The sequence below is a fragment of the Actinomadura geliboluensis genome, assembly GCF_005889745.1.
Taxonomy (GTDB): Bacteria; Actinomycetota; Actinomycetes; order Streptosporangiales; family Streptosporangiaceae; genus Spirillospora; species Spirillospora geliboluensis.
This window is the reverse complement of the sequence record NZ_VCKZ01000481.1, coordinates 1-6,477: the sequence shown is the minus strand read 5'-3', so window position 1 is coordinate 6,477 and position 6,477 is coordinate 1. Positions and strand designations below refer to the sequence as shown.

General features: G+C 73.3%; 8 protein-coding genes. 4 read left to right on the top strand and 4 right to left on the bottom strand.

From position 1 onward, the window contains the following. The 3 genes from ETD96_RS39090 to pdhA form a co-directional block, all read right to left on the bottom strand. Window positions 1-378, bottom strand: a 378-nt coding sequence (locus tag ETD96_RS39090; protein ID WP_338072656.1) for a biotin/lipoyl-containing protein, incomplete at its 3' end; no start/stop codon positions are given. Continuing rightward, a complete protein-coding gene (locus ETD96_RS39085) occupies window positions 375-1,391 on the bottom strand; it encodes an alpha-ketoacid dehydrogenase subunit beta (RefSeq protein ID WP_138641531.1) in 1,017 nt (338 codons plus the stop codon). The genes ETD96_RS39085 and ETD96_RS39090, both read right to left, overlap by 4 nt. 11 nt (window positions 1,392-1,402) lie before the next feature. Further along, window positions 1,403-2,518, bottom strand: a complete 1,116-nt coding sequence (gene pdhA / locus ETD96_RS39080) for a pyruvate dehydrogenase (acetyl-transferring) E1 component subunit alpha (protein WP_138641530.1) — start codon at window positions 2,516-2,518, stop codon at window positions 1,403-1,405. A 150-nt stretch (window positions 2,519-2,668) separates the two neighbouring features. Between pdhA and ETD96_RS39075 the strand changes: the two genes are divergently transcribed. Continuing rightward, entirely contained in the window at window positions 2,669-3,301 is a 633-nt protein-coding gene (locus ETD96_RS39075) for a GntR family transcriptional regulator (RefSeq protein ID WP_240808544.1), read from the top strand. 18 nt (window positions 3,302-3,319) lie between these two features. Here the strand turns inward: ETD96_RS39075 and ETD96_RS39070 are convergent, their stop codons facing one another. Next, a complete protein-coding gene (locus ETD96_RS39070; protein WP_138641528.1) occupies window positions 3,320-4,009 on the bottom strand; it encodes a GntR family transcriptional regulator in 690 nt (229 codons plus the stop codon). A gap of 131 nt (window positions 4,010-4,140) precedes the next feature. On the opposite strand from ETD96_RS39070, the gene ETD96_RS39065 reads away from it, so the two are divergent. The 3 genes from ETD96_RS39065 to ETD96_RS39055 all read left to right on the top strand — a co-directional run. Beyond that, window positions 4,141-5,370 (top strand): NRAMP family divalent metal transporter, encoded by a 1,230-nt coding sequence (locus ETD96_RS39065; protein ID WP_138641527.1) that lies wholly within the window; start codon window positions 4,141-4,143, stop codon window positions 5,368-5,370. Window positions 5,371-5,373: 3 nt separating this feature from the next. Continuing rightward, complete coding sequence (locus ETD96_RS39060; protein WP_138641526.1) at window positions 5,374-5,982, top strand: 5-oxoprolinase subunit B family protein; 609 nt, start codon at window positions 5,374-5,376, stop codon at window positions 5,980-5,982. Continuing rightward, the coding region (locus ETD96_RS39055; protein WP_420884832.1) for a 5-oxoprolinase subunit C family protein at window positions 5,979-6,477 on the top strand (499 nt) is incomplete at its 3' end. The genes ETD96_RS39060 and ETD96_RS39055, both read left to right, overlap by 4 nt.

The window sequence follows — 6,477 nt, the reverse complement described above, 5'->3', positions numbered from 1 at the left end:
CCGCGTCGTCGGCAGCGTCAGATGTGTATAAGAGCCAGCGGGTGCGGTGGCCTCGGGTGCGGCGGCCGCGGGCTCCGGCTCGGGCTCCGGTTTCGCCTCCGGCTCGGCGGCGGGCTCCGCCGGCGCGGCCGGCGCGGCGCCGCCCGCCGGGGCGATCCGGGCGATCGGCGCGCCGATCGCGGCGGACTCGCCCTCGGGGACCAGGATCTCCTCCAGCACGCCGGCCTCGTAGGCCTCGTACTCCATGACCGCCTTGTCGGTCTCGATGTCGACGAGGACGTCGCCGACCGCGACCTCGTCTCCCGGCTGCTTCTGCCAGGAGCTGATGACGCCCTCCTCCATGGTGTCGGAGAGGCGGGGCATGAGGATCTCGGTCATGAAACGTTCTCCAGAACCGGGCGGCCGGTCGCGCGGAGCGTGTCGCGGACGGCGGTGAGCAGGGACTCGGCGGACGGCAGCGCCGCCGACTCCAGGGACTTGGCGTAGGGGAGCGGCACCTCGGCCATCGCGACGCGGCGGACCGGGGCGTCCAGCCAGTCGAACGCGCCCTCCTGGATGGTCGCGGCGATCTCCGCGCCGATGCCGTAGGTGAGCCAGTCGTCCTCGGCGACGACCGCGCAGCCGGTCTTGCGGACCGAGTCCACGATGGTCTGGCGGTCGAGCGGGCGCAGGCTGCGCAGGTCGACGACCTCCGCGGACACGCCCTCGGCGGCGAGCTTGTCGGCGACCTCGCCGGCCACCCGCGCCATCCGCGAGTAGCCGATGAGCGTGATGTCGGTGCCCTCCCGGGTGACGCCGGCGCGGCCGATCTCGGCGGGCTCGACGTCCTCGATCGCGTTGGGGATCTCGCCCTTGGTGTTGTAGAGGGCGAGGTTCTCCAGGAACAGCACCGGGTCGTCGTCGCGGATCGCGGCCTTCAGCATCGCCGACGCCTCGGCGGGCGTGGACGGCGCGACGACCTTCAGCCCGGGGATGAACGAGTAGAACAGCTCGACGTTCTGCGAGTGGGTGGCGCCGAGCTGCTGCCCGCCGCCGCCCGGCGTGCGGATCACCATCGGGACGCTGGTCTGCCCGCCGAACATGCCGTAGATCTTCGCGGCGTGGTTGACGATCTGGTCCAGCGCGAGCAGCGAGAAGTTGATCGTCATGATCTCCACGACCGGGCGCAGGCCGAGCATCGCGGCGCCGATCGCGGCGCCGACGAAGCCCTCCTCGGCGATCGGGGTGTCGCGGACCCGCTTCGGCCCGAACTCCTTCAGCAGCCCTTCGGTGATCTTGTAGGAGCCCTCGAAGAGCCCGATCTCCTCGCCCAGCAGCAGGACGTTCTCGTCCCGCAGCATCTCGGCGCGGAGGGTGTCCCGGAGGGCCTGGCGGTAGGTCACGGTTGCCATGGGGGTGCCTCTCAGGAACGGAATACGGGGTCGGCGGGGAACCGGCGGAGGTCGCCCGGGACCGGGGTGGCGTAGGTGTAGTCGAACAGCGTGGAGACGTCGGGAGCGGGGCTCTCGTCGGCGAACGCGGCGGCCTCGTCGACCTCCGCGGTGACCTCGGCGTCCAGCCGGTCGCGGTCGTCGTGGGACAGGATCCCGGCCTCCTCCAGGTCCAGCGCCATCTTCGCGAGGGGGTCGGCGGCCTTCAGGGCCTCCTTCTCCTCCTTGGTCCGGTAGCGGGCCGGGTCGACGACCGAGTGGCCCTTCAGCCGGGGGCTGAGGGTCTCCAGCAGGTAGGGCTTGCTCTCGGCGCGGGCGCGCTCGACGGCGACCGCCGCGGCGTCGCGCACCGCGACGACGTCGGCGCCGTCCACCCGGGCGCTCTCCATGCGGTAGGCGGCGCCGCGCTTGTAGAGCTCGGGCTCGGCGGCGGAGTTCTCCACGGTGGTGCCCATACCCAGGCCGTTGTTGATCACAACGAAGACGATGGGGAGGTCCCACAGGCCGGCGATGTTCAGCGACTCGTGGAACGCGCCGATCGCGGCCGTCCCGTCGCCCATCTGGCACATGACGACCTCGTCGCCGCCCTTGTAGGAGACGGCGAGCGCGGCGCCGGTCGCGAGCGGCAGCTGGCCGCCGACGATGCCGTACCCGCCGAGCAGCCGGGTCTCGACGTCGAACAGGTGCATCGACCCGCCCCAGCCCTTGGACACGCCGGTGGAGCGGCCGTACAGCTCGGCCATCACGCGGTCGGCCCCGATGCCCTTGGCGATCGCGTAGCCGTGCTCACGGTAGTTGGTGAACAGGTAGTCGGTGGGGCGCAGCGCGGCCATCAGCCCGACGACCGTGGCCTCCTCGCCGAGGTTCAGATGGCAGTACCCGCCGATCTTCGCCTCGGTGTAGGCGCGGGCGGCGCGCTCCTCGAACCGCCTGATCAGCAGCATCTGCCGGTAGTAGCCGACGAGCGTCTCGGCGTCCTCTGCCGGGACGGATCCGTTCGGCGGCGGCGCGGCGGACTTCGGCCCGGCGGCCTTGGCGCCGCGCGTTCTCCGGCCCCGCGCCGGAGCGGCCTTGGCGGTCTCAGCCATCGGCGACCTTCCTCTATCCGGGGTAGCGCCGTAGGATCGCCACGACACTCCCGATCATCATTGATCTATGATCGATCATATTCCACGCGGTCAGGATTCGCCTACCCCATCACGAGGTACTTACCCATCGTGGCGCTACGATCGAGTTTCGTGAACACGCCCGCCCAGCTGCTGCGCACCGGACTCGCCGACCAGATCCGGGAGTTCATCGTGGAGGGCATCAGCTCGGGCCGCTGGGAGCCCGGCGAGCGCGTCGTCGAACGCCGGATCGCCACCGAGCTCGGGGTCAGCCAGGGCCCCGTCCGGGAGGCGCTCCGCCAGCTGGAGGCGCAGCGGCTGATCGAGTCGCTGCCGAACCGCGGCGCCCGCGTCCGCGAGTTCACCGAGCGCGACCTCGCCGAGATCTTCCCGGTGCGCGCCGGGCTGGAGCGGACGGCCGTCGAGCTGGCCCTGCCCCGCCTGGCCGGCTGCGTGGACGCCCTGGAGGAGCACAACGAGCGGCTGGCCGAGGCCGCGCGGGACGGCGACCTGCAGGCGCAGATGCGGCTCAGCATCGCCTTCCACCGCGAGATCGTCGAGACGGCCGGGAACCGGCTGCTCGTCTCGGTCTGGGAGGGGCTCGGCATCGAGCTGTGGACGACGCTGTCGCTGCGCCTGCACCAGACGGAGATCTACTCCAAGTCGGCCGAGCACGCCGAGCTGATCGAGGCGTTCCGGCGCGGCGACCCCGAGGCGCCGCAGCTGCTGCACGAGCACGTCATGAACTACGCGCCGGCGTCGTGAACCCCGCCGCGGGGGCGCTCACCCCTGCGCGCGGTACGCCTTGGTGAGCTGCGCCTCGGCGTCGTCGAGGTAGGAGCGCAGCTCCCGCTCGGCCGCCGCGGCCTCGCCCCGCGCGATCAGGTCGTACAGGCGCCGGTTGCGGGCGAGGTAGGGCTCGTGGAACTCGCGGGGCGAGCCCATCTCGTGGAAGACGAGCCGCATCTCGGCCAGCAGGTGCCGGGTCATCTCGTCCACCCGCGGGCTGCCCACCAGCGCGGCGAGGGCCTGGTGGAAGCGGATGTCGGCGGTGCCGACGTCGGGCCAGCGGCCCGCCGCGGCGGCGCGCTCGCCGTCCAGCACGGCGGCCTCCAGCCGGGCGAGCGCGGCGGGCGGGGCGTCCGGCGCGCACCGCACGCCCTCGCACTCCAGGATGCGCCGGACCCGGTACAGGTCGGCGAGGCCGTCGGCGGTGACGCGGCGCACGAACACGCCGCGGTTGAACTCGTGCACGAGCAGCCGCTCCTGGACGAGCAGCCGGAACGCCTCGCGCATCGTGTTGCGGGACACCTTCACGGCGCGGCACAGGTCCTCTTCGGGGAGCCGCGCGCCGGGCACCAGCCGGCCGTCGGTGATCTGCTCGCGGAGAAGGTCGGCGACCCGTGCGGCGGTGCTCGACCGGTCCAGATCGTGCCGGGCCGCCGCGATCTCGTCGAGCCAGGTCTCCGCCATCGACCGCCCTTCCGCGTGCGTGGGGGGCAAGCGTATCCCATCGGCCGGAAGATCTCTCAACAAGGGGATTGCTGGATTGTTGAACAATCTCTACCCTGACGGAAAGCCGACACCCGAGAAGGGTCACCCCCATGACGGACCGGACCGCCCTGGACACCCCACCGGCACCACCCGCCTCGTCCCGCCGCGGCGCGCTCCTCGGCGCCATGTTCCTGATGGCGACCAGCGCCATCGGCCCCGGCTTCATCACCCAGACCACGGTGTTCACCGCCAAGCTCGGCGCCGCGTTCGCGTTCGCGATCGTCGTGTCCGTGCTGGTGGACATCGCGATCCAGCTGAACGTGTGGCGCGTCGTCGGCGTGTCCGGAATGCGCGCCCAGGAGCTCGGCAACCGCGTCCTGCCCGGCGCCGGCTACGGCCTCGCCGCCCTCGACGTGTTCGGCGGGCTGGTCTTCAACATCGGCAACATCGCCGGCACCGCGCTCGGGCTGAACGCGCTGCTCGGCCTGGACGTCAAGATCGGCGGCGGGATCTCCGCGCTGGTCGCCATCGCGATCTTCCTGAGCCGGCGCGCGGGCGTCGCGATGGACCGCATCGTCGTCGTCCTCGGCGCCGTGATGATCCTGCTGACGCTCTACGTCGCGTTCGTGTCGGACCCGCCGCTCGGGGACGCGCTGAGGCAGACCGTCGCGCCCGAGACCGTCGACTTCCTCGTCATCACCACCCTGATCGGCGGGACGGTCGGCGGCTACATCACCTACGCGGGCGCGCACCGCATGATCGAGTCCGGGCTGACCGGCCCGGAGAACGTCCGGGAGATCAACCGCAGCGCCGTCACCGGCATCCTCGTCACCGGCCTCATGCGGGTGCTGCTGTTCCTCGCCGTCCTCGGCGTCGTCGCCGGCGGCGTCACCCTCGCCAAGGAGAACGCCCCCGCGTCGGCGTTCGAGCACGCGGCGGGCGAGGCCGGGCTGCGCGTCTTCGGGCTGATCATGTGGTCGGCCGCGATCACCTCGGTCATCGGCGCGAGCTACACCTCGGTGTCGTTCCTCGTCTCGTTCTCCTCGTTCGTCGAGCGGTACCGCAACCGCCTGGTCGTGGCGTTCATCCTGGTCTCCGCGGCCGTCTACCTGGCGATCGGCACCGCCCCGGCCAAGCTGCTCGTCCTCGCCGGCGCGCTCAACGGCCTCATCCTGCCGTTCGGGCTCGCGGTGCTGCTGTGGGCCGCCGGCCGCCGCCGCGACCTGCTCGGCGGCTACCGGTACCCGCTCTGGCTGCTCGTCCTCGGCGCCGCCGCCTGGCTGCTCTCGCTCTACCTCGGCTGGAACTCGCTGTCCGGACTCGACGACCTCTGGAGGTGACGGGTGCGGATCATCCCGAGCGGCGACGCCGCGCTGCTGGTCGAACTGCCGGACCTCGCGGCCATGCTGGGCCTGTACGCGGCGCTCGCCGCGTCCCCGCCGCCCGGCGTCGCCGACGTCGTCCCGGCGGCCCGCACGCTGACGCTGCCGCTCGACCCGTCCGCCGACCCGGCCGCGGTCGCCGCCGCCGTGCGCGCCGCCCGGCCGGGCCCGGCGGGCGGCGGCGCCGGGGCCGTCGAGATCCCCGTCGTCTACGACGGCGCCGACCTCGACGAGGTCGCCGACCGCACCGGCCTCACCCCGGCCGAGGTCGTCGCCGCGCACACCGGCACCCCGTGGCGGGTCGCGTTCACCGGGTTCGCGCCCGGCTTCGGGTACCTGGAGGGCGGCGACCCGCGGCTCGACGTCCCGCGCCGCGCCGTGCCCCGCGTCCGCGTCCCGGCGGGCGCGGTCGGCCTCGCCGGGCGGTTCAGCGGGGTCTACCCCGCCGAGTCGCCCGGCGGCTGGCAGCTCATCGGGCGCACGGAGGCCGTCCTCTGGGACCTCGACCGCGACCCGCCCGCCCTGCTCCGCCCCGGAATCTCGGTCCGCTTCGTCGAACCGGAACCATGAAGCGCGGCCTGGACGTTCTCGACACAGGGCCCCTGGCGACAGTCCAGGACATGGGCCGACCGGGTCACGCGGCGCTCGGTGTGGGGGTGTCGGGCGCCGCTGACCCGGTTTCCCTCCGCCTCGCCAACCGCGCCGTCGGCAACCCCGGCGGCGCGGCCGCGGTCGAGGTCACCTTCGGCGGGCTGCGCGTCCGCTGCCGGGGCGGGGTCTTCGCCGCCGTCACCGGCGCGCCCGCCCCGCTGCTGGTGGACGGCCGCCCCGAGGCGCCCTACACGGTGCTCCACCTGCCCGACGGCGCCGAACTCCGGATGGGCGCCCCGCCCGCCGGGCTGCGCAGCTACCTGGCGGTGCGCGGCGGGATCGCCGTCCCGCCCGTCCTCGGCTCCCGCGCCACCGACACCCTCGCCGGCCTCGGCCCCGCCCCGCTCAAGCCCGGCGACCTGCTGCCCGTCGGCCCGCCGCCCCGCGAGGCGCCGCTGCTGGACGTCCTGCCCG